Annotated in this window: 20 protein-coding genes; 11 read left to right on the top strand and 9 right to left on the bottom strand. The window is 33.6% G+C overall.

Annotated features, from left to right (window positions below; all coding sequences use genetic code 11):
* The first annotated feature begins 177 nt into the window (after nt 1-177).
* Nucleotides 178-1,131 carry a calcium/sodium antiporter gene (locus Q0921_RS13265; RefSeq protein ID WP_299257606.1) on the top strand — a complete coding sequence of 318 codons (954 nt, stop codon included), beginning with the start codon at nt 178-180 and terminating at the stop codon, nt 1,129-1,131.
* A 386-nt stretch (nt 1,132-1,517) separates the two neighbouring features.
* On the opposite strand, the gene Q0921_RS13260 is transcribed toward Q0921_RS13265, so the two are convergent.
* The gene (locus Q0921_RS13260) at nt 1,518-2,540 is read right to left on the bottom strand and encodes a glutamine synthetase beta-grasp domain-containing protein (RefSeq protein ID WP_299257604.1); all 1,023 of its coding nucleotides are present in this window, start codon (nt 2,538-2,540) and stop codon (nt 1,518-1,520) included.
* A 218-nt stretch (nt 2,541-2,758) separates the two neighbouring features.
* On the opposite strand from Q0921_RS13260, the gene Q0921_RS13255 reads away from it, so the two are divergent.
* From Q0921_RS13255 to Q0921_RS13220, 8 genes are all read left to right on the top strand, one after another.
* On the top strand, nt 2,759-4,945 hold the full coding sequence (locus Q0921_RS13255) for a glutamine synthetase III (protein ID WP_299257602.1): 2,187 nt from the start codon (nt 2,759-2,761) through the stop codon (nt 4,943-4,945).
* A gap of 326 nt (nt 4,946-5,271) precedes the next feature.
* Entirely contained in the window at nt 5,272-6,462 is a 1,191-nt protein-coding gene (locus tag Q0921_RS13250) for a hypothetical protein (RefSeq protein WP_299257600.1), read from the top strand.
* 82 nt (nt 6,463-6,544) lie between these two features.
* Nucleotides 6,545-7,060 carry a hypothetical protein gene (locus tag Q0921_RS13245; protein WP_299257598.1) on the top strand — a complete coding sequence of 172 codons (516 nt, stop codon included), beginning with the start codon at nt 6,545-6,547 and terminating at the stop codon, nt 7,058-7,060.
* A 21-nt stretch (nt 7,061-7,081) separates the two neighbouring features.
* Complete coding sequence (locus tag Q0921_RS13240) at nt 7,082-7,804, top strand: CsgE family curli-type amyloid fiber assembly protein (protein WP_299257596.1); 723 nt, start codon at nt 7,082-7,084, stop codon at nt 7,802-7,804.
* Nucleotides 7,805-7,823: 19 nt separating this feature from the next.
* Nucleotides 7,824-8,231, top strand: a complete 408-nt coding sequence (locus Q0921_RS13235; protein WP_299257594.1) for a curli production assembly/transport component CsgF — start codon at nt 7,824-7,826, stop codon at nt 8,229-8,231.
* A 6-nt stretch (nt 8,232-8,237) separates the two neighbouring features.
* Nucleotides 8,238-9,713 (top strand): CsgG/HfaB family protein, encoded by a 1,476-nt coding sequence (locus Q0921_RS13230; protein WP_299257592.1) that lies wholly within the window; start codon nt 8,238-8,240, stop codon nt 9,711-9,713.
* Nucleotides 9,714-9,726: 13 nt separating this feature from the next.
* Complete coding sequence (locus Q0921_RS13225) at nt 9,727-11,217, top strand: carboxypeptidase regulatory-like domain-containing protein (RefSeq protein WP_299257590.1); 1,491 nt, start codon at nt 9,727-9,729, stop codon at nt 11,215-11,217.
* 77 nt (nt 11,218-11,294) lie between these two features.
* Nucleotides 11,295-12,476 (top strand): AIR synthase related protein, encoded by a 1,182-nt coding sequence (locus Q0921_RS13220; protein WP_299257588.1) that lies wholly within the window; start codon nt 11,295-11,297, stop codon nt 12,474-12,476.
* A 14-nt stretch (nt 12,477-12,490) separates the two neighbouring features.
* Here the strand turns inward: Q0921_RS13220 and Q0921_RS13215 are convergent, their stop codons facing one another.
* The 3 genes from Q0921_RS13215 to Q0921_RS13205 all read right to left on the bottom strand — a co-directional run bounded on the left by Q0921_RS13215 (nt 12,491) and on the right by Q0921_RS13205 (nt 13,754).
* A complete protein-coding gene (locus Q0921_RS13215) occupies nt 12,491-12,979 on the bottom strand; it encodes a peptide-methionine (S)-S-oxide reductase (protein WP_299257586.1) in 489 nt (162 codons plus the stop codon).
* Nucleotides 12,980-13,098: 119 nt separating this feature from the next.
* Nucleotides 13,099-13,296 carry a hypothetical protein gene (locus Q0921_RS13210; protein ID WP_299257584.1) on the bottom strand — a complete coding sequence of 66 codons (198 nt, stop codon included), beginning with the start codon at nt 13,294-13,296 and terminating at the stop codon, nt 13,099-13,101.
* Nucleotides 13,297-13,382: 86 nt separating this feature from the next.
* Nucleotides 13,383-13,754, bottom strand: coding sequence for a hypothetical protein (locus Q0921_RS13205; protein WP_299257582.1), 372 nt, complete (start codon nt 13,752-13,754; stop codon nt 13,383-13,385).
* Nucleotides 13,755-13,876: 122 nt separating this feature from the next.
* Between Q0921_RS13205 and prfA the strand changes: the two genes are divergently transcribed.
* Complete coding sequence (prfA, locus tag Q0921_RS13200) at nt 13,877-14,953, top strand: peptide chain release factor 1 (protein WP_299257580.1); 1,077 nt, start codon at nt 13,877-13,879, stop codon at nt 14,951-14,953.
* A gap of 60 nt (nt 14,954-15,013) precedes the next feature.
* Here the strand turns inward: prfA and Q0921_RS13195 are convergent, their stop codons facing one another.
* The 5 genes from Q0921_RS13195 to folE form a co-directional block, all read right to left on the bottom strand.
* Nucleotides 15,014-16,807: a T9SS type A sorting domain-containing protein gene (locus Q0921_RS13195; RefSeq protein ID WP_299257578.1), complete on the bottom strand. Its 1,794-nt coding sequence runs from the start codon at nt 16,805-16,807 to the stop codon at nt 15,014-15,016.
* 286 nt (nt 16,808-17,093) lie between these two features.
* Complete coding sequence (gene lgt, locus Q0921_RS13190) at nt 17,094-18,044, bottom strand: prolipoprotein diacylglyceryl transferase (protein WP_299257576.1); 951 nt, start codon at nt 18,042-18,044, stop codon at nt 17,094-17,096.
* Nucleotides 18,045-18,125: 81 nt separating this feature from the next.
* Entirely contained in the window at nt 18,126-18,401 is a 276-nt protein-coding gene (gene yidD, locus Q0921_RS13185) for a membrane protein insertion efficiency factor YidD (RefSeq protein ID WP_299257574.1), read from the bottom strand.
* A gap of 15 nt (nt 18,402-18,416) precedes the next feature.
* The gene (gene cysS / locus Q0921_RS13180) at nt 18,417-19,913 is read right to left on the bottom strand and encodes a cysteine--tRNA ligase (RefSeq protein WP_299257572.1); all 1,497 of its coding nucleotides are present in this window, start codon (nt 19,911-19,913) and stop codon (nt 18,417-18,419) included.
* 40 nt (nt 19,914-19,953) lie between these two features.
* A complete protein-coding gene (gene folE / locus Q0921_RS13175; protein ID WP_299257570.1) occupies nt 19,954-20,631 on the bottom strand; it encodes a GTP cyclohydrolase I FolE in 678 nt (225 codons plus the stop codon).
* 370 nt (nt 20,632-21,001) lie between these two features.
* Between folE and Q0921_RS13170 the strand changes: the two genes are divergently transcribed.
* Nucleotides 21,002-22,534 (top strand): T9SS type B sorting domain-containing protein, encoded by a 1,533-nt coding sequence (locus Q0921_RS13170; RefSeq protein WP_299257568.1) that lies wholly within the window; start codon nt 21,002-21,004, stop codon nt 22,532-22,534.
* The last annotated feature ends 30 nt before the right edge of the window (nt 22,535-22,564 follow it).

The raw sequence follows: 22,564 nt of genomic DNA, 5'->3' as shown, positions 1-22,564 counted from the left end.
TTTTTTAAGTAGTTTCAAATATAACTATAAAAATAGTTGTAAAACTGTTTTTATAGTTATTTAACTATTTTTTTAGTTTTGAATTATAAAAACTATATGATATGAAATCAAAAAATGCTAGTTACATCCACTACATATGGTATACTTATTTTATATTCGCAAACAAATAAGTAGCATATGATTCAGAGCGTAATTTTTGTAATAATCGGGTTTGTACTCTTGGTAATTGGAGGTGAGTATTTGGTACGTTCTTCCGTTGCGTTATCTTTTAGGTTAAAGCTGTCAAAAATGGTTATAGGTCTTACTGTTGTGTCATTTGCTACATCTGCACCTGAGTTATTGGTTAGTCTACAAGCTGCTCTAGGAGGATCTGCAGATCTCTCTCTTAGTAATATTATAGGGTCTAATATTGCAAATATAGGATTGGTACTGGGTATAACAGCACTTATAGGTCCATTAGCTATAGATAAAGATTTTTATAAGTTTAATTGGCCGGTAATGATGCTGCTATCTTTTGCATTGTATTTCTTTTTGGATAATGATGGCGTATTAACTAGAACTGAAGGCGGTGCGTTATTGATTTCCTTATTTGTGTATATGTTCTTATTAATCAAAAGAGCAAGAAGGCAAACAGACAAAATGATCGAAGAAGTTGATGATGCTTTAGAAAAGGTTTCCAACTTTAAGATGATTTTTTGGTTGTTTATAGGAGGATTAGCACTGTATTTTGGTTCGGAGTTATTGGTGGCAGGAGCGAAGGATATAGCAATGAAAATGGGAGTGAGCGAGGCTGTAATAGGTCTTACTATGGTTGCTATAGGAACTAGTGTGCCAGAATTAGCAGCTTCTGTAATTGCTGCATTGAAGCAGGAAAAAGCAATCTCTTTGGGTAATCTTATAGGTTCTAATATTTTTAATATAGCGTCTGTTCTTGGTGTTACTTCGTTAATTCAGCCGATAGCGGTTACTGACCCTCGATTAATGAATATAGATATCTTTTGGATGCTTGGATTTGCATTGATTCTGTTACCGCTAGCTTTTATCCCAAAAAAAATGATTTTAGGAAGACCAAAAGGGTTTTTGATTTTTGCTGGATATTGTATTTTTATTGCCTTAGTGTTTTTAAAGTAGATCTTCCTCGGAACGAAAGATGAGAATAATTTTTCGTTAATATTTTGTGGTTACCTGATAGGGCATCTCGATTTCTAGCCTTCCATGTAAAGTTAATAAATACTTTATAGGCTTTGTGATGTTGAGATGTTGCCTAAATTGAATTTAAGATACTTTGTATTGGTTAATGTGCATCTAATAACAACCAAGTTGTGGTTGGATCATCGGTTGTGATAGATTACTTGTTTTTAGATAGCTAAAAACATCTAAATGATATGTTTGAATAGATTTTCTAATACTAGAGTTAAAATTATTATTGAAGAATCAAGAATAAAAAAAGTCTCCTGATATTTTCAGGAGACTTTTTTGCGTTTAACAAGTTTTAGTTAGTTACTTGCTTAAAATCATTATGCTATAACTGCTGAAACATCTGCAGTTTTTACAGTTTTTACAATTCTAGCCGCAATTTTATAAGGATCACCATTAGATGCAGGACGACGATCTTCTAACCATCCTTTCCATCCGTTTTCTACAGTGATTATAGGTATTCTTATAGAAGCTCCTCTATCAGATATTCCAAAAGAGAACTCATTGATAGATTGTGTTTCATGTTCTCCTGTAAGTCTTTGATCATTAAACTCACCATAAACAGCAATATGTTCTTTAGTTACAGGTCTAAATGCTTCACAAATAATTTCATAAACTTCTTTAGATCCGCAAGTTCTCAATACTTCATTAGAGAAGTTAGCGTGCATACCAGAACCATTCCAATCACCTTTTACTGGTTTAGGGTGGTATTCAATATAGAACCCATATTTTTCTGTTAATCTATCTAATAAGTATCTAGCAACCCATATTTCGTCACCAGCTTTTTTAGCACCTTTAGAGAATAATTGAAACTCCCACTGTCCACTAGCAACTTCTTGATTGATCCCTTCAAAATTAAGTCCAGCATCAATACATAGATCAGCATGCTCTTCTACAAAATCTCTACCATGTGTGTTTCTTCCACCAACAGAACAGTAATACATTCCTTGTGGTCCAGGGTATCCACCAACAGGGAAACCTAAAGGTAACTGAGTGTTTCTGTCCATAATAAAGTATTCTTGCTCGAAACCAAACCAGAAATCACCGTCATCATCTATTGTCGCTCTTGCATTAGATTCATGAGGACTTCCATCAGCATTCAGAACTTCTGTCATTACTAAGTATCCATTTCTTCTTGTCGGATCAGGATAAATAGCTACAGGTTTTAATAAACAATCAGAAGAACCTCCTTCTGCTTGTTTTGTAGAACTACCGTCAAAAGACCATACAGGACAATCTTCAAGCTTTCCGCTAAAATTATCTTCAACTTTTGTTTTACTTCTTAGATTAGCAGTTGGCTTATAACCATCTAACCAAATGTATTCTAATTTAGCTTTACTCATAATTAACACTTTATAAATTGAACTCTTAAGGTTTCAAAATTAGTTTTATTTTATGATAATGAAAAAAAAACAGGGGGTCAAATGTGTATTTTTTGTCAATTTTTATCAACACCCTACTTTTTTATAGGGTATTTTGGTTTTATTCTAATTTTTAAAGAGCATTTTTTTAATATTAACAATAAAAACTTCTTTTATATTTGCAAAAAAATTACTCAATTATGTCAACACTTAGATTCCAAGCATTAAAAGAAACCTTAAATCGTAGTTCCGTGATAGTTACAGAGACTGAACGTCGATCCGTGTTATTTGGCGAAAATGTATTTAATCAGGCTACCATGCTTCAGTATTTAACTAAAGACGCATACAATAGTGTAATGGATGCTATTGATCATGGAACTAAGATTGATAGAAGGATTGCTGACCAAATTGCATCTTCAATGAAGGATTGGTCATTGGCTAAGGGGGTTACGCATTATACGCATTGGTTTCAGCCACTTACTGGTGCAACAGCAGAAAAGCACGATGCTTTTTTTGAAACTATAGGTGACGGTAAAGGTATAGAGAAGTTTGGTGGAGGGCAATTAGTACAGCAGGAACCTGATGCTTCTTCCTTTCCTAATGGAGGAATTCGTAATACATTTGAGGCTAGAGGTTATACTGCTTGGGATCCTACTTCTCCGGCATTTATTTATGGAACAACTTTATGTATTCCTACGGTTTTTGTGGCATATACTGGTGAGGCATTAGACTATAAAACTCCATTACTAAGAGCGTTGCAAGCTGTCGACACTGCAGCAACAGCTATTGCTAAATATTTTGATAAAAATGTAAAAAAAGTAAATGCTTCACTTGGTTGGGAACAGGAATATTTTTTGATTGATAGAGCGCTTGTAGAGTCTAGACCAGATCTAGTAATGACCGGAAGAACTTTATTGGGGCATTCTTCAGCAAAAGGCCAGCAACTGGATGATCATTATTTTGGTAGTATTCCCAATAGAGCTTTAGCTTTTATGAGAGACTTAGAAGTAGAATGTATGCTGCTTGGGATTCCTGTAAAAACTCGTCACAATGAAGTAGCTCCGAATCAATTTGAGTTGGCGCCTATTTATGAAGAAACAAACCTAGCAGTGGATCATAATTCTTTATTAATGGATATTATGGAAAAGGTAGCCTCAAGACATAATCTAAAAGTATTGTTACATGAAAAACCATTTGCAGGAGTAAATGGATCTGGTAAGCATAATAATTGGTCGTTAAGTACCAATACAGGTATAAATTTATTAGGACCTGGTAAAACTCCCATGAGTAATCTTCAGTTTTTAACCTTTTTTATTAATACCATTAAAGCGATTAATGAGCACGAAGAGTTGATGAGAGCAGGAATAGCTTCTGCAAGTAATGATCATCGTCTTGGTGCTAATGAGGCACCTCCTGCTATTATGTCTGTATTTATTGGAGAGCAACTTACGTCAGTACTTAAAGAATTGGAAGGTGTTACGGATGGAAAATTATCTCCAAAAGAAAAAACGGATCTAAAACTTAATGTGGTAGGTAAAATACCAGAGATTTTATTGGATAATACGGATCGTAACAGAACATCACCTTTTGCTTTTACTGGGAATAAGTTCGAATTTAGGGCTGTCGGTTCTAAGGCAAATTGTGCGAATCCTATGACGATCTTAAATACTATAGTAGCAAAGCAGCTTGTAGAGTTTAAGAAAGAAGTTGACAAGCTTATCGATAAGAAAAATTTAAAGAAAGATGAAGCTATTTTTAATGTATTAAGAGAGTATATAAAGAAGTCTAAAGATATTTTGTTTGAAGGTAATGGGTATGGAGAAGAATGGGAGAAAGAAGCAAAAAAACGTGGCCTAAGTAATAACAAGACAACACCAGAAGCATTAAAAGCAAAGGTTTCTAAAAAGACATTAGATCTTTTTGAAGAAATGGGGGTAATGAACAAGATAGAAGCCGAAGCACGTTATGAAATAGAAATTGAAGAGTATGTAATGCGTATTCAGATAGAAGGACGAGTATTAGGAGATATTGCCAGAAATCATATCATACCAACGGCTATCAAATACCAAAACATGCTAATTACTAATGTTACCGGATTGAAAAATCTATATGAGAAAGATTTTAAGAAGTATGCAAAGGAACAGATGGAGATTATTGAAGAGATTTCTGAACATATAGGTAAAATAAATACTAAAGTAAATGAAATGACGGCAGAACGCAGAAAAGCTAATAAATTGGAAGTTGCTGAAAAAAAGGCTGCTGATTATTGTAATAAAGTAAAACCATTATTTGATCAAATTAGATATAGTTGTGATAAATTGGAGCTATTGGTTGATGATGAATTATGGCCATTAACTAAGTATAGAGAGCTTCTTTTTACTAGATAGGTAAGAATTACCTGACTAAGTGTATTTTTTGTTTTATTTTTAACAAAAAATTAATTTCTGTTAAACCCTTGAAAAATCCATAGGAAATTACTGTTTTTATGGGTTTTCCGTAATGCATTTTGTCGAATTCTTACAGAATTTCCAAAAATACCCTTAATGTTTTCATAAATTAGCACTGTCAGTAAAGATCAATAGATTTTTGTTTGATAACTCCCCCAGATTTTTTTTAAAATAGCGTTAGGTTTAATTACCTATCACTACTTCGTACACCCCAAAATGTTTAGGGCTTGAATTGAATTATTAATCAAATTTAATATATTTTACGTATGAAAAAAGTAATTTTTAGTCTAGCAGCTTTATTAAGCGCGTCAGTGATGGTTGCACAGTCGAACGTTAGTAGCGTTGATCAATCTGGTGATAATAATGGAGCCAATATTACACAGGTAGGTTTAGCAAATGCAAATACAACTACTCAGTTAGGAGAGGGGAATAATGCAGAAGCTATTCAAGGTAGTGAAGCATTTACTTCTAGAAATGGAATCGTTACTCAAACGCAAACAGGTGAAAAAAATACTGCTTTTGCTCAACACGAAGAAGATAGAAATGAAGTTTTTCAAGAGCAAATAGGAAATGGGAATTCTGCTTCTGCTACTCAAAACTTATCAAACTTTGGAGGAGATAATTTGGCTGTGCAGGTACAGGAAGGTGACGGTAATACTGCTACTATCTCACAAGAAGGAGCAGGTTTCTTCGGAGATGGTTCTTTAAATCAAGCAGGTCAAGGTCAATTTGGAGATGCTAATACAGCTACAACATCTCAAGGTGGTGAAGAAAACTTTAGTTTAATCATTCAGGATGGTTCTTTTAATACAGCTTCAATGGCTCAAGTTGGAGATGTTAACAGCGCTGACCAAACACAAACTGGTGAAGCTAATCTTGCTACTGGTGAACAGTGGGGATCTAACAATTTATTGATTCAATCACAAAATGGTGGAGGTAACATTGCTACTTCTCTTCAAGGAAGTAGTTCTTTTGATTCTAGAGGTGGTGTTGTAGATCAGTTTCAGTCTGGTGAAGAGAATGAGGCTTACGCTCAGCACGAAGAAGATAACAATGTTATTGTACAAACCCAGTTAGGTGATGGTAACTCTGCTTCTGCAACTCAGAACTTAGCTTTCTTTGGTGGAGAAAATACGACAGATCAGGTTCAGTTGGGTAATGGAAATGTTGCTACTGCATCTCAGGAAGGTGATTTTGGTATTTTTGGAGAAGGAAATTTAGTGCTTCAAGGACAAATTGGTGACGAAAATGTAGCAGAATCTTTCCAAAATGGAGCTGGAAACATCAGTGATATATTCCAGGTAGGAGATTCTAATTTTGCACAAGATACTCAGTTTGGTGAGGGGAATACTACTTTTGTAACTCAAACGGGTCAATCTCATAGCAGTATCATTCTTCAAAACGGAACAGGAAATGCTGCTGTGGTAACACAGAGTGGTTCTGGAGGAGAGCTTTAAGAAATAATTTTAATATATTTGAGAGAGTTGCACTATCTTTAAGGTAGTGTAACTCTTTTACTACTTTTAATACCTTTTATCAATGAAAAAATATATCACACTTTTTGTTGTTGCTTCTATCTTTTTATTTTTCGGAAATGCATCTGCTCAGAACACAGAAAATCAGGAAGAATCATTGGTAGAGAGTCAGGAACGATTTATTACATTAAATCAATTGCAGAATAACACAGCTGTGCAAGTAGCTCGGGAGAATATGGTTGGCAATAATGCAGTGTTTATTCAGCAAATCGGAACCGGTAACCAGATATTTTCTAATATTACAGCGCAATCATCAGATATTCGTTTAAGTCAGAATGGAGAGCAAAACTTGATCGACATAAATGAAACATCCAAAGAAATAGAGAAATTTATTACTCAGAATGGTAATAATAATACAGTAACTGATTTCTCTTTTAATTCTGATATTTCAACTAGTTTAGAGATTCTTCAAGAAGGAGATAATCTTTCTTTTGAAAAGTTCGGGAGTAACGAGTTGTCCAAGAATTTGAAATTTAAAATGACCGGAAATGCTCGTGCGATTATTGTTAGAAGTTTTTAATAAAGTTTACTCGTTTACTTTATGAATATTAAGCTGATCATATTATTTCTTTTAATATTTCAATTCGCAAATGGTCAGTCTACAAATACTCAGGTTGTTGCTAAAATTAAAACTGAGAGGATTGATGATATAGTTTCTGTCAGTGCTGAAGCTGCTAATTCTACAGAAGTTTATAAAAGTTTAAAATATACTTTTTCAGTTTTCAGAACTGATCCGGATAATAATGTTACAAAAAACAATCAAGAAGGTAGATTTACATTAGAGGCTAATGAACAAAAGAATTTAGCTAATGTGTCTGTAGGTATTGATGAGAGTGATAAAATTGTAATTCTTTTGTTAATTTACGAAGAAGAAACGATTGTAGGTAAAGACCGTATCGCTTTTAATGAAGAAGCTAAGAAAAAGAAAAAAGAAGAAGAATATATTGAGGATGATGGTATAGAATTAAAAGGTATTGTTATCGAAGAAACAAAGACAAAACCAGGAAAAGATTTTTACGAATTCTTTTATAGTTCATATACATTGAACAGGATAAATGGTTCTAAAATAGTAGGAGTTTATGAAAAGCTTAGTTTTGGAAGGAGTACTATTATTCAAGTCAAAATAGAAGATAAAGTCATTCATGAATTTTTAGGCAAACCAGATATAGAATACCTAGAGCAAATGTCTAAATTTGCCATCCGTAGAGTATATAAATATTTTAAAGATCTAAAGAAACAAAAGAGAGATATTTTTCAGTATTAATTACTTATTCTAAAAAATAATGAAGTCAATCATAATAACTATTATACTTATTTTCTCAGCTTATCAATATAGCTTTGGGCAAGATTTAGTATATAGGCCAAAGAATCCTGCTTTTGGAGGTGACACATTTAATTATCAATGGCTATTAAGTTCTGCAGAAGCTCAGAACACATTTACAGAAGATAACGATCCAAATGCAGATGATAGATCCGAACTGGAGCGATTCACAGAAAGTCTTAATAATCAATTGTTAAGTCAAATATCAAGAACTTTATTTAATGAACAATTCGGCCAAGAAGGTCTTACAGAAGGAACCTTTAGTTTTGGGACATTGTTTATAGAGATTTTTCCATCTGGAGAAGGTTTGGTGATTAATATTTTAGACACCAGTACAGGAGATCAATCTCAAGTAATAATTCCTAATTAAATTTTAATGCGTCATAATTTTTATCAAGTAATTCTAGTAATTTCTTGTTCAATATTGCTTTCTGGATGTGGTACCTATTTTAATCAACCCATTACAATAGAGCAAGCACGAATCGGTGAAGACACTCAATTTACCAAAGCTTTAAGAAATTTTCCTCTCCCAATAGAACCAGTAGTTGTTGGTGTTTATAAATTTAGGGACCAAACTGGTCAATATAAACCCACAGAGGCGGGTAGTACTTTCAGTACTGCAGTTACACAAGGAGCAACTACTATTTTGGTTAAAGCTTTAGAGGATTCTAAATGGTTTGTACCCATTGAACGAGAAAACCTAAGTAATCTTCTGAATGAGCGAAATATTATACGTTCAACTAGAAAAGAATATAGAAAAAATAAAAACCCAAATGAACCTCAATTGCCTCCGTTATTATATGCTGGGATTATTTTAGAAGGAGGGATCGTATCATACGATTCTAATATTATAACAGGTGGACTTGGTGCTAGATATTTTGGGATTGGTGGTTCAACTCAGTATAGACAAGATAGAATAACGGTTTATTTAAGAGCTGTTTCTACATCAAGCGGTAAAATCTTGAAAACCGTATATGTTTCTAAAACTATATTATCGCAAGCACTGGATGCAAGTTTTTTTAGATATGTAAAATTTAGTAGATTGTTAGAAGCTGAAACTGGTTTTACAAAAAATGAACCAGGGCAAATTGCCGTTTCTGAAGCTATTGAAAAAGCTGTAGAGGCTTTAATAATAGAAGGGATAGAAGATAAACTATGGAGTTCTAAAGCTGAACCGGAAAAAATAAATGCGTTAGTAACTGATTATAACGCTGAGAAAAATGAAGCTCAAAATACGGGGCTTTATGAACGTTATTTTAAAGAGAGACGAGGAGAAAAGGCAATTTTTGCTAATGGAGGATTGGCATTGATGAGTGGGGATTATAACAATGCAGATTTATCCTATTCTGCCAGAATAGGAGGAAAGTGGTATTTTAATCCATATTTAAATGCTAATGCAAGTCTTAGTAAATTTCAGTTGAGAAATGAAGGTGCTTTTTCTGAAGGGTTTAATGCTATAGATGTAAACGCGGAATTAACACTTTTACCTTTCGAAAAATTAACTCCATTCTTTTTTGGAGGAATGGGAACCGTAAATAGTGATGATTTTGATAGAACTTTCTTTAAGTTTCAGTATGGAGGAGGTATTGAATACTTGGTTTCTGAGCATATTGGTGTCTCTTTAAATGCAACACATAATCTTGTGTTAGGAGATAAGTTAGATAATGTTATACAAGGTAAGAGAGATGATCAATATTTTGATTTCTCTGTGGGCGTAAACTGGTATTTCAAAAATCCTCTAAAAATGGATAAAGAGCTCCGTAAACAAAAACGTAGAGAGCAAAAAGAACTCAGAAAACTTAAAAATAGAAATCGAAAAGTAATTGAAAATGGTGATGGTGCAAAAGGATAAAACCCTGATGAAAATGATAAAATATATTATAAAAATAGTAACCGTATTTACCATATTAATGATGGCTTCTTGTAGTGAGGATACTATAGATTTAGAAGGTTTAGGTGCCATAAGAGGGAGTGTAGTGGCTGTAGGGACAAATGAACCTTTAGAAAATGTAAAGGTATCTACAAACCCTTCATCTAGTACAGTTTTTACAGATGCGAATGGAGTATATGTTATTGAAAATATTCCCTCAGGAGATTATTCATTATCAGCTCAAAAAGAAGGGTTATTAGCGCAGTTCGAGGCAGTATCTATAATAGCAGATAGAGAATTAGAAATAGTTTTTGAAATGGATATTGAAACAGCAGGTAATAGACCTCCCGATGCAGCTATTTTAGACTCACCGACAGATAATTCAATAGATCAGCCATTAGAGGTCGATTTAGTTTGGACGGGTGCAGATCCTGATGATGATACACTTACGTACACTGTTACTTTACGTAATGATGAAAACTCTGATGTAGAGATTTTTGAAAATATTACAGATACTACCTATGCTTTAACGAATCTTTCTTATAAAGTTAAGTATTTCTGGCAGGTAATTAGCAGTGATGGAATAAATGATCCCGTTAATAGCAGTACTTTTGCCTTCGAGACAATGAGTCCTCCAAATAATCGAATTATATACACCAGATTCGTTAATGGTAATAGCGTTATTTATTCTTCGAACGAGCAAGGAGAGACTGAAATTCAACTTACTTCAGAAACCAAAAATAGTTTCAGGCCAAGACGTAATATGGAAACTGGTAAAATTGCTTTTTTGCAATCAGTTGGTTCACAAACACATTTGTTCACAATGAACGAGGATGGTTCTCAGATAACACAAGTTACTTCACAAGTTTCAGTTTCAGGATTTAACTTAGGAGAGATTGATTTTTCTTGGTCCGATAACGGTTCAAAATTATTGTTTCCTAATCAGGATAAGCTATATAGTATTAATGTGGGCGGAAGTGGTTTAACTCTAATATTTCAAACGGCAAATGGAAACTTGATTTCAGAAGTTGATAAGAACGATAATAATAATATCATAGTGCTTAAAACAAATAACCTTGATGGGTATGATGTAGAGATTTTTACTATTAATACTTCAGGGGTGGTATTAGAAACAGTAGTATCGGGAGTAACTGGAGCAGCTGGAAGTGTTAATCTTTCGGTAGATGGTACTAAGCTTTTGTATTGCCAAGATGTTTCTGGTTTCGAAAGTAGTGATTATAGGCAATTAGACTCTCATTTGTTTATTTATGATTTTAACGATAGCTCCATACTAGATATCTCTATAGAAAAGCCAGCAGGAACAAATGATTTGGATGCACGTTTTTCTCCAAACGAAGCTACTTTAATCTTTGTGAATACTTCTAATGATGGTATATCGCAAAAAAACATACAAACCATGTCAGTTATAGAAATTGCTAATAGAGCTGATTTGATTACTGATGCTTCTATGGCAGATTGGGAATAATATAATTCTGAATTCAGAATTCTGAATTCAGAATTTCAACTATCTTTGCGCTTTATTATCCGCATAATATTATAATAATGAGTCAAGAAGTAAGTAAACGTTACGCTCAGCGTGGGGTTTCAGCATCTAAAGAAGATGTCCATAGTGCTATAAAGAATATAGATAAGGGTCTTTTTCCAAAGGCATTTTGTAAAATAGTTCCAGATCATCTTACAGGTGATAAGGATTATTGTTTGATTATGCATGCAGATGGTGCTGGTACTAAATCTTCTCTGGCATATATGTATTGGAAAGAAACAGGAGATGTTTCTGTATGGAAAGGTATTGCTCAGGATGCATTAATAATGAATATTGATGACTTGTTGTGTATTGGGGCTACTGATAATATTATGCTTTCATCAACTATTGGTAGAAACAAAAATCTAATTCCTGGAGAAGTAATTTCAGCTATTATTAATGGAACAGAAGAATTACTGGAAGAGTTAAAAAGTTTTGGGGTTACGATTCACTCTACAGGAGGTGAGACTGCAGATGTAGGGGATTTGGTAAGAACTATTATCGTGGATTCTACAGTAACAGCACGTATGAAACGTAGTGACGTTATTGATAATGCAAATATAAAAACAGGAGATGTAATAGTTGGTTTAGCTTCTTTTGGTCAAGCTACTTATGAGAAAGGATATAATGGCGGAATGGGAAGTAATGGTCTCACATCTGCTCGTCACGATGTGTTTCATAAAGTTCTGGCAGAGAAATATCCAGAAAGTTTTGATGCTGCAGTACCTTCTGATCTTGTTTATTCTGGAAAAACCAATCTTACGGATGAGGTAAAGAACGTTCCAATTGATGCAGGGAAATTAGTATTATCACCAACAAGAACCTATGCGCCAATAATAAAAAAGATCTTATCTAAATTTGATAGCGAAACTATTCACGGAATGGTGCATTGCAGTGGAGGAGCACAAACTAAGATTTTACATTTTGTAGATAACTTGCATATCATTAAAGATAATTTGTTCGAGGTTCCTCCTTTATTTCAACTGATACAAGAAAACTCAGGTACAGATTGGAAAGAAATGTATCAAGTTTTTAATATGGGACACAGAATGGAATTGTATGTATCTCCGGAGATTGCTGATGAGGTTATTTCGATTTCTAAAAGTTTTAATGTAGAAGCTAAAATTGTTGGGCGTGTTGAAGATTCGGAAGAAAAGAAGCTTACTATTAATAGTGAGTTTGGGACATACACTTATAATTAGATAGGGTAGCGTAATTAAAGATTTGTTTTTTCAATGTATTTTTTTCTAAGTAAATTAAGTTTGGGGTGTACATACCGTTTACAAAATGGTTTCTCAGGATTTTTTTTGTAATAATTTAAAAGTTCAGATCTAGATAGATCGAATTTATCTAATTTTAAAATCTGTGTGATAACCTCGTTTTCAAAATCTTCATTTAGTTCATTTATGTAAGTTTCGATAACCGGTTTTTGTTTCTCTTCAAAATAGTAGACAGCGCTCCGATATTTTTCTCTAAAACTATGGTCAGAAGTACTATTGTGTGTATGTAAATGAATATCAATTAAGTCTCTTAACGAAATAATTTCGGGATTATAAGATACAATTACTGCTTCAGAAAAAGAGTTGTTTTTTTTAATACTGGAAATATAACCTTGTACTACCAAAGTTACTCCTTTTAACGATTGGAAAACTGCCTCAGTACACCAGTGACAACCTCCACCTAAACCAATTTGAAAATTACTCATCACTTACAAAAGTCGTAAATTATTATAAACTGTTATGTTTTATTTCGAAAACCTGAAAAATCATTTTGGTAACTCTCCAGGCTCTCGATACTATATAATCAGTAAAGCAGTAGGTTTATTTATGATCCTAGTTCATTATTAAATTGAACAGTCTTTGTTTCTGTGTCTTCTTCTTTTGTTTCTGTAAGTTCTATAGTGTTATCATCGTTAAATTTTCCTTCTTTTTTCTGAAAGAAAATTGGAACAGGAATCATGGCTACCATAACAATAAATAATAGTAAGATGATACGTCTTAGTATTTTTTTTAATCTTTTCATTTTTGGTAATAGTATAAGCTGCTATCTTTTTATGATAGCAGTGTTTAGATGTTTTGAAAGTTGGCTAAAAAGCCAAGAATAGGGTGTTATACTAAATGAAAAGAGTCTTCTTCAACGGTGTAGTTATTGTTTCTGATAAAGAATACTTTGTGCATTATTGATAAAGGAATAGAGTTGTTGAACTCTTTTATCTTAATCAAAGAAATTGTAGTGTGATATTTTGATATCTGTTTTAGGTAGGTGTTATAAGTATCGAAATGTTCCTTAATGAGTAAAGCTTCCGAATATGAGAATGTCTTATTGTAACTTTTCTTATTATAAATGACTAATTCAATTGTAGTTTGAGCAACAATTGGTGGCGTATAATTGGTGTATCCTCCAATACCAAGGAAAAGTGAAAGCGTAATGAACCAACTTGAGATCAGGTTATTATTATATGTGCGCTTATAATTTAACATTTCAATTGTAAAAATACAATTTTTTGGGTTATATAATACCGCTAGAGAATATTAAAAGCCAATGCGACCTTTGGACAAAAAAGCGTACTTTTGTAAATTCCAAGCACAGGATAGATAGAACTATGATTGATAAATTAAATATTGTAAAGCAACGATTTGATGAGGTGACCGATCTTATTATTCAACCAGATATTATTTCTGATAGGAAAAGATATGTGCAGCTCAATAAAGAATATAAGGATCTCAAAGCACTTATGGATGTAAGGGATCACTATATTGAGTTGACTAATAATAAGAAAGAGGCAGAAGAGATCATTGATGATGGCAGTGATGCGGAAATGGTCGAGATGGCAAAAATGCAATTAGAAGAAGCTAAGGAGGAATTACCAATTTTAGAGGAAAAAATAAGGTATATGTTAGTCCCTAAAGATCCAGAAGATGTTAAAAACTGTGTCGTGGAGATTCGTGCTGGAGCAGGTGGAGATGAAGCTAGTATTTTTGCGGGAGATTTATTTAGGATGTATACTAAATATTGTGAAGGTAAAGGTTGGAGTGTTAGTGTAGTTGATTTAAGTGAGGGAACCAGTGGTGGTTATAAAGAAATTATATTAGAAGTCAATGGTGAAGATGCTTACGGAACTATGAAATTCGAAGCAGGAGTGCATCGTGTGCAACGTGTGCCTCAGACGGAAACTCAGGGACGTGTTCATACAAGTGCTGCTACTGTAATGGTGTTGCCTGAAGCTGAAGAGTTTGATGTAGAACTGGATATGACAGAAGTAAGAATTGAACGAACTACTTCTACTGGTCCTGGAGGACAATCGGTGAATACCACTTATTCTGCAATTAAATTGCATCACGAGCCTACAGGAATGATTGTAAGTTGTCAAGATCAGAAATCCTCTCATAAAAACTTAGAAAAAGCTTTAAAAGTATTAAGATCCAGATTATATGAGATAGAGCTAGCTAAAAAACAAGCAGCCGATTCAGAGAAACGAAAGAGTATGGTGTCTTCTGGAGATCGATCTGCAAAAATTAGAACCTATAACTATCCCCAAGGTCGTGTAACGGATCATCGAATCGGATTGACATTGTATGATCTAGGTAATATTATTAATGGAGATATTCAAAAAATTATAGACGAACTTCAGTTGGTAGAGAATACCGAGAAGTTAAAAGAGTCTAACGAGGTTTTTTAAATACAATGACTTCACAAAAAAAAGAGATCAGTAACACTAGTTACTGATCTCTTTTTTTTGTTATTTAATAAATTTTATAGAATCAAAAGCTTTTTCGTTTTTATAAATATTTAAAAAATAGACTCCTTTTGGTAATTTTTGCGTATCAATTTCAATTGTTTCATTATTAATCATCGAATAATTTTTTATAGGAAACGATTTTCCTGTGATGTTTACAACTTCGATTTTTCTAAACTCTAATGTTGATGGTAAACCGACAATTCTAAGGTGATTTTCTGTTGGAATCGGGTATGCAATTAAGTTGTTTTTAAATAAATCTGTTATAGATAGTGTGTTGTCGTTAGAACAGCTATTCGTAAATGCTGAGCTCAATTCATCACTCTCATCTAAAAAAGCATCGTTTGCTTTGCAAATACATCTGCCATCACTTTCTTTAAATGTGACATAGATAGCATCAGTTTCATAAGCTTTTACTGTGCATTGTTCAAAACTTAATGGTCCAGTAACCGTTTGTGTATTGTGGTTCCAGTTGGAGAATAAGGTTGTTCCTCCATTCCAAAAATTAAATCCAGGTTCTTGAGAGAACTCACAAGGTTTTAAAAATAGAATGTATAATGTTCCAGTTCCTCCTGCGCCACCTCCAATATTTATAGCAAGACTACCATCGCCTCTAAGATCGCCAATAAAAGAAATTGATCTAGAGAAGCGTTCTTCTGATTCTAGAGAAAGATTAAAACCACCTTCTGTATTGCTTATTTTAGTATATGTTTTTACAGTTTTATCTGTGTTGAGATATAGGATATAGGCATGACCCTCATCTTGCTGATTGGCACCTGTTATTAAATCAGGAACTCCATCTGAGTTGAGATCTCCTGGACTTGTCATAGCATGTCCAAATTGAGCTCCACTTGTTCCATTAGGATTTATTTCGTCATCCAAGTTGTCGGTAAAACCACCTATTCCTTCTGTGATCTTTTGTTTAGAAATAACATTGTAATTATCATTGCTTAAAGATAGAATCCAGATAGCTCCTTTACCACCTTCGGATTGAAATGCTCCTACAGCAAGTTCTTTATTACCGTCATTATCTATATCTCCTAGCATAGCAACCTCGCGGCCACCAAAAGAATCGCCATTTTCTAACCCTGATCCAAATCCCCCGTTTGTTGAACTTATTGTCACTACATCCGAAGTTTCAATTTCTGATAGTTCGTTTAAAAATAAAATATTAATGGCTCCTCTGTCTGTTCCTCCATCATCAGAACCTGGATTGCAAGCTACTAAATCGATCCTTCCATCTTCGTTAAGGTCTCCAATGGCAGAAAGCCCCTGAGCTATAATATTAGAGTTTTTTACAAAATTTTTAACGGTGCCATCACGATTTAAGTGGATAATGTATAGAGCATTGTTAGATTGAGTTGGAGCGGAAACAGCAATATCTGGAATTGAGTCATCATTGTAATCCCCAATGCCTGCAACACCATACCCAAAGAAGTTTCCTTCGGTTAGTATTTCGTTAAAACCCCCTTCTAGCATTGATATTTTTTGATGCGTAGATACAGTTCCATCAGAATTCATAAATAAAATATACACTGCTCCCGCATCTGTTTCACCATCATCATCTGATCGTGCTCCTACTACTAAATCTAGTACTCCATCGTTATTAATGTCTCCGACAACATCGTGATCTCTACTAAATCGATCCCCTCCTTCTAGGACGGCATTAAACCCTCCTTCTCCTTCGGAAATACTTATAAAACTTTCGGGGCCGTACAAGTTAGTATTTTGGCTAAGTAGTATGGAGTTATTTAAGAAAAGGGATATTCCTAAAAATAGCAACATTGGTGTTCTCATGATTTGTGTCTTTTAAGTTGTAAAACTTTAGACTTATAAAAAGTAAAAAGGTTTAAAATCAAAATAGATTTTTGAAAATTCTATTAATGAGAGAAATAAAAAAGAACTTTTCTTGTAAAGAATGATTGGTTACTTAAGTGTATATGATTTAGATCTTTTTGATGATAGATATTAGAAAAAGAAAGTGGCTAATGAAATTTTTCTGGTATGAAAATATATTTAACAAAACTAAAAAAGAGGATAAATTCTAAAATTTATCCTCTTTTTTAAACTCTTATTAAGTTTGTTATTTTAGTGTATATGATTTAGGGTCTTCCGGAACTTTTTTGGCTCTAACCACAAAATATAAACCAACAAGAATGAAAGGTATACTTAGCCATTGACCAGTAGATAATGATTCTCCTAAAGTATCTTCAAAACCTCCTTGGCTCTTTTTAACATTTTCGACAATAAAACGAACAATGAAGATCAGAATCATATACATTCCAAAAAGAAAACCTCTGTTCTTTCTTTTATCTGTTTTCCAGTAAAACAACCAAAGTATTAGAGATACAAAGATATATCCAAATGCTTCGTACAGTTGAGCAGGATGTCGATATGGAATTGCTTCTAATAGATTAGAAAACTGTGGATCATTGACCACAGCAGAATATGCTTCATTCACATTTTTGATTCCAGTTTCTCTTACTACTTCTCCTTTACGCAGTCCGTCTCTAATGAACTTTACTCCAAAAGCCGAATCACCCGAAGCTTTTCCTATTATTTCTGAATTAAAAAAGTTTCCTAATCGTACAAAAATCCCTCCAACAGCAGCTGGAATGGTAACTCTATCCATAATCCATAAAGGATGTTTCTTCAAAACGTTTTTAGAATAATAGTACATAGCAATAATAAAAGCAATTGCAGCTCCATGACTCGCTAGTCCTCTAAAACCAATAAACTCAAACGTCGGATTGAATTTAAATGGTAAAATAATTTCCAATAAATTATTTCTATAATAATCCCAATCATAAAAAAAAACGTGTCCTAATCTTGCACCTAATAAAGTACCGATCACTGCATAAATGAATACAGAATCTAACTTTTCCATAGAAATATTTTCTCGGATATATATCTTCTTCATTAAATACCAGCCTAGTGAGAATGCAACTACAAACATTAGGCTGTAAAAACGAATGACAAAAAAGCCAAGATCGAATCCTTCGATGGGATTCCAAACTATTTTAGAGAATATCATGTGGAAATCTATTTTTCAAGGGTAAATATAGGTATTTAATTAAATTCGAAATTACAAATGGAATAATAATGAGTTAAAGTGCTATTTAGATGAGTTAACTTTCTTTTTTTCGTTGATATCCGGAACAGGGTCATAACCACTACGTCCCCAAGGATGACAACTAAAGATGCGTTTTATAGCTAGTTTCCCTCCTTTGAGTAGACCGTGTTTTTCTAACGCTTCTACAGTGTAGTGTGAGCAAGTGGGTTGATAACGACATGTAGCAGGGGTTAAAGGCGAAATTACGTATTGATATAATTTCACAAGACCAATGAATGGTGCTATTAGAATCTTTTTTAAGGTTAAATCTGAACCCAAAATAAAGTGTTAATGTTAGTTTAGAGTAAAAGTGGTTCCTTCGCGGCCGTCCTTTAGCTGAATTCCCATAGCTAATAGTTCGTCTCTGATCTTATCGCTAGTTGCAAAATCTTTATTTGCTCTTGCTTCAGCTCTTAGATGAATTAATAATTCAACGGTGCTCGAAAGTTTATTACTAATGTCTGAAGAAGCTTCATTTATATTTACCAATCCAAGAACATCAAAAACAAATTCATTTATTGTTTTGTGAACTAGTTTGTAATCATCTATAGATATTGAAGCTTTATCTTCTTTTATAGAATTAATAAATTTTACCGCTTCAAAAAGTTTAGCAATTAGAATCGGACTATTAAAATCATCATTCATTGCTTCATAACATTCTTTAATCCAATTATGAACATCGAATCCTTCTGTAGCTTTGCTAGTTTTTAAATTTTCTAATGTTTGAATAGATTCCATTAATCTGTAAAAACCTTTTTCTGAAGCTTCAAGAGCATCATTAGAAAAATCTAAGATACTTCTGTAATGAGCTTGTAGCATAAAGAACCTAGCAACTGTAGGAGCAAAAGCCTTATTTAGTTTATCGCTTTCTCCATTAAAAATTTCTGCAGGTGATAAGATATTGCCTGTAGACTTAGACATTTTTTTTCCATCTAGCGTAAGCATATTAGCATGCATCCAGTAATTTACTGGACTTACTCCGCAAGCTGCCTCTCCTTGAGCAATTTCGCATTCGTGATGAGGGAATTTAAGGTCCATTCCACCTCCATGAATATCAAATTTCTCTCCTAGATATTTTGTACTCATTACCGTACATTCTAAATGCCATCCTGGAAACCCATCACTCCAAGGCGATGGCCAACGCATAATATGTTCTGGCTCTGCTTTTTTCCATAGTGCAAAATCCTGTGGATTTTTTTTATCACTTTGCGCAGTCAATTCTCTGGTATTGGCAATCATATCTTCAAGATTACGACCACTTAACTTTCCGTAATCGTTAGTCTCATTAAATTTCTTTACATCAAAATATACAGAGCCATTAGTAACGTATGCAAAACCATTATCGATTATCGATTTAATCATTTCAATTTGTTCAACAATATGACCGGTCGCTGTTGGTTCTATGCTGGGCGGGATATTGTTAAATTTAGCAAGTATATTGTGGAAATCAAGCGTGTAACGTTGTACAATTTCCATAGGCTCTAATTGCTCTAATCTAGCTTTTTTAGAAACCTTGTCTTCTCCTTCATCAGCATCATTTTCCAGATGGCCAGCATCGGTTATATTTCTTACATAACGTACTTTGTATCCTAAATGTTTAAGATGCCTATAAATTAAATCAAAAGAAATAAACGTACGACAATTTCCTAAATGCACATTACTATAAACGGTTGGTCCGCAGACGTACATACCTATATTACCTTCCGTAATAGGAGTGAATACTTCTTTTTGACCAGAAATAGAATTGTAAATCTTTAGTTCCTGAGTTTTGTACAACGGAGCTACTGCCATAATTTTGGTAAATGCTTGTTATTATTGATTAAAGATAAAATTAAAAAGTAGTTTCTAGTTTGATATAGTCTAAGAATTCTCTTCGAACAGCGTCCTCTTTGAATTTTCCGCCAAACTCACTAGTTACTGTGCTACTTTCTATGTCTCGTATTCCCCGAGAATTTACACATAAATGTTTTGCATCTATTACACAAGCAACATCTTTTGTGTTAAGAACTACCTGAAGATCTTGTACAATTTGCATAGTTAAACGCTCTTGTACCTGAGGTCTCTTTGCGTAATAATCAACAATACGATTCATTTTAGATAACCCTACAACAGTTCCGTTAGAGATGTAAGCTACGTGAGCACGACCAATTATTGGTAAAAGATGGTGTTCGCAAGTAGAGTATACAGTTATATTTTTTTCTACTAACATTTCACCATATTTGTAGTTGTTGTCAAAAGTAGAAGCTTCTGGTTTTCTTTCAGGATGTAATCCTGAAAAAATTTCGTTTACAAACATTTTTGCAACTCTTTGAGGGGTGCCTTTAAGACTATCGTCACTAAGATCTAATCCTAAAGTTTCCATAATATGTTTAACATCATCTTTAATCAAAGCGATCTTTTCTTTATCACTTAATTTAAATGCATCTTCTCTCAGAGGAGTGGTTGCGCTAGTAGCTACATGATTATCACCTAGCGCTTCAATAGCTTCGAGGGCCTTATCTATCTTCAAAAGTTCAAAATTTTATTATTATAAAATATAAAAGAATTATAAAAAACGCACGCACATTATTTATGATATAAAATGTGTCCTTCGATTAAAATTGAAACAATACCTTGCTGGAATGTACAATTTTAACTCATTCTTCTTTTTAAATTCCCTACAATGTATACGTCGAAAATTATTAATAAATCCATATACTATTCTGAATTCAAGTAAAATCAACTGCAAATGGGCTGCAAAGATACGATTTTGTCTTTTTACTTAGTGAAAGCTATGTTAACAATTATAAATAATGTCATTGTTTTTTAAGCGCTATATATTTATATTAGTAAATTTAATTCCTACATAAGAAAATCAACTAACCTACGTTATATAAAATATGACAAAATTACTACCTCAAATCTTATTGTTATTTGTGCTATTTTGTTTTAGTAGTACATTACTAAACGCTCAGGACTTTGATACGGCCTGTCAAAATTCCCAGCCTTTTTGTTCTGATGCTTCTTTAGAGCTTACTTTTCCCAACACCACTGGCGATTTAGACGGTTTAGGAGAAGTTGGATGTTTAAACACCACGCCAAATCCTTCTTGGTATTTTTTGCTTATTGATGAAGCTGGTGATTTGGTTTTCGATATTCGTCAATGGATGGATGCGGATGGTGATAATCGCTTAGACCGCAATGAACGACAGTTAGATGTTGATTTTATTGCGTGGGGACCATTTCAGACCTCTTTTATTATCAATTGTGAAGATGAGCTACCGCGAGGGTGTGATCTTAATGGAGATGGAGAAAATATTCGTCCGGCTGAATGTGCAAACAATGCTGATGAACCAGATTTTTATATCAATGATGAAGATAATACGAATATCATAGATTGTAGTTATGCAAGAACATCGGATGACAATTTCATAGAAACCTTTACCATACCTAATGCTCAAACAGGAGAATTTTATATTGTATTAATTACTAATTTCTCCGATGAGGCAGGGGTTATACAATTAGAGCAAACAAATCTAGGAGAAGATGGTGCAGGAACTACGGATTGTAGTGTGTTAGAACCAGGTATTCCTCAGGATAGAATTGCTACTTGTGGAGAGTTTCCATTGACTATAGAAGGAAGATTTCCGGCAAGTACGGGTCCGCCTGCAGTTCCTGCAGCTGTAACTTTTCAATGGTCAAGAGCTGATCTAGGGAATACCAATTTTGTAGATATTCCTGGGGCAACTTTTCCTTTCTATGACCAGGTAAATTCTAATGGCATATATAGGCTTAGAGGTTTTGATGCTAGTGGCATTGAAGTTCCTGACTCTCCGGATCAGGTTTCAGTTTTAGACGTTTCTCAAATAACTTTCGAGGTTGGTTATACAATTACAGAAGGATCGTTTTCTAATAATTATACACTTACGGCAGAAGTATCAACAGACCCAATTGTCGAAAATGAAGGATTTACTGATTTCGAATATCGATTAGATAGAGATGTTAATATGGATGGCATTTTTGTAGAGTATAGGGCTTTTCAGTCTTCGCCAGTTTTCGAAGGGATTCCTGCAGGTGATTATAGGATTGTAGCCAGATATGTTAATTGTCCAGATAATGAAAGGATGTCTGTAGATATCATGATTCTAGGATATCCTAGATATTTTACTCCTAATGGAGATAATTTTCATGATACTTGGAATTTAATTAATCCTGAAGATCAACCCATTCCTGCATTGGTTTATATATTTGATAGACACGGAAAATTATTAAAACAACTGAATCCAACTGGAGCTGGGTGGGATGGAACTTATAACGGAAATTTAATGCCTTCTTCACAGTATTGGTTTAAAGTAGAGTTTAATGAACAAGCCGATCGTGATCCTAATAGAAGCAGAAAAATTTTTGCAGGTAGTTTTTCTTTAATTCGATGATTTTTTAAAATAGAATTTGTTTTTTTGTCA

The organism is uncultured Aquimarina sp., assembly GCF_947496855.1.
In the GTDB taxonomy this organism is placed as follows: Bacteria; Bacteroidota; Bacteroidia; order Flavobacteriales; family Flavobacteriaceae; genus Aquimarina.
This window is presented reverse-complemented; position numbering and strand designations above follow the sequence as displayed.

Bases quoted from the DNA above. Each gene is read 5' to 3' on its own strand.
- Q0921_RS13245 (WP_299257598.1), top strand. From the start codon at position 6,545: ATGAAAAAATATATCACACTTTTTGTTGTTGCTTCTATCTTTTTATTT.
- prfA (WP_299257580.1), top strand. From the start codon at position 13,877: ATGATTGATAAATTAAATATTGTAAAGCAACGATTTGATGAGGTGACC.
- Q0921_RS13225 (WP_299257590.1), top strand. From the start codon at position 9,727: ATGATAAAATATATTATAAAAATAGTAACCGTATTTACCATATTAATG.
- Q0921_RS13265 (WP_299257606.1), top strand. From the start codon at position 178: ATGATTCAGAGCGTAATTTTTGTAATAATCGGGTTTGTACTCTTGGTA.
- Q0921_RS13250 (WP_299257600.1), top strand. From the start codon at position 5,272: ATGAAAAAAGTAATTTTTAGTCTAGCAGCTTTATTAAGCGCGTCAGTG.
- Q0921_RS13255 (WP_299257602.1), top strand. From the start codon at position 2,759: ATGTCAACACTTAGATTCCAAGCATTAAAAGAAACCTTAAATCGTAGT.
- Q0921_RS13240 (WP_299257596.1), top strand. From the start codon at position 7,082: ATGAATATTAAGCTGATCATATTATTTCTTTTAATATTTCAATTCGCA.
- Q0921_RS13170 (WP_299257568.1), top strand. From the start codon at position 21,002: ATGACAAAATTACTACCTCAAATCTTATTGTTATTTGTGCTATTTTGT.
- Q0921_RS13220 (WP_299257588.1), top strand. From the start codon at position 11,295: ATGAGTCAAGAAGTAAGTAAACGTTACGCTCAGCGTGGGGTTTCAGCA.
- Q0921_RS13235 (WP_299257594.1), top strand. From the start codon at position 7,824: ATGAAGTCAATCATAATAACTATTATACTTATTTTCTCAGCTTATCAA.
- Q0921_RS13260 (WP_299257604.1), bottom strand. From the start codon at position 2,540: ATGAGTAAAGCTAAATTAGAATACATTTGGTTAGATGGTTATAAGCCA.
- Q0921_RS13230 (WP_299257592.1), top strand. From the start codon at position 8,238: ATGCGTCATAATTTTTATCAAGTAATTCTAGTAATTTCTTGTTCAATA.
- Q0921_RS13195 (WP_299257578.1), bottom strand. From the start codon at position 16,807: ATGAGAACACCAATGTTGCTATTTTTAGGAATATCCCTTTTCTTAAAT.
- Q0921_RS13210 (WP_299257584.1), bottom strand. From the start codon at position 13,296: ATGAAAAGATTAAAAAAAATACTAAGACGTATCATCTTACTATTATTT.
- Q0921_RS13205 (WP_299257582.1), bottom strand. From the start codon at position 13,754: ATGTTAAATTATAAGCGCACATATAATAATAACCTGATCTCAAGTTGG.
- lgt (WP_299257576.1), bottom strand. From the start codon at position 18,044: ATGATATTCTCTAAAATAGTTTGGAATCCCATCGAAGGATTCGATCTT.
- cysS (WP_299257572.1), bottom strand. From the start codon at position 19,913: ATGGCAGTAGCTCCGTTGTACAAAACTCAGGAACTAAAGATTTACAAT.
- Q0921_RS13215 (WP_299257586.1), bottom strand. From the start codon at position 12,979: ATGAGTAATTTTCAAATTGGTTTAGGTGGAGGTTGTCACTGGTGTACT.